Raw genomic sequence first — 301 nt, 5'->3', positions numbered from 1 at the left:
CGGCCTGCCTGACGGCTGAGGAATTCGTGGAGCACGGGTGCAATTTCTTTGTCATCGAGACAAACGACCTGACCCAGTACACCCACGCTGTGGATCGGGATATCTCCATTGCCGAGCGCTACTACCGCCCGGCCAGCCACGCAATGAAAAAGCTCATCCGCATGGTGGTGGAGGCTGCCCGGGAGGGCGGGATCCCCGTGACCATCTGCGGCAGCGCGGTGGGCAATCCGGCCAACACCCTGCAATATCTGCCGCTGGGCCTGCGGAGCTTCTCGGTCAGCCCGCAAAACCTCATTGAGGT

General features: G+C 62.1%; 1 protein-coding gene. It reads left to right on the top strand.

Annotated features, from left to right (window positions below; all coding sequences use genetic code 11):
* The coding region (locus P0G09_RS18760) for a putative PEP-binding protein (RefSeq protein ID WP_342760568.1) at positions 1-301 on the top strand (301 nt) is incomplete at both ends.

Source organism: Faecalibacterium sp. DFI.5.82 (assembly GCF_029076575.1).
Lineage (GTDB): Bacteria > Bacillota > Clostridia > Oscillospirales > Ruminococcaceae > Faecalibacterium > Faecalibacterium duncaniae.
The sequence above is the reverse complement of the archived record's forward strand: the minus strand, read 5'-3'. Positions and strand labels throughout refer to the sequence as shown.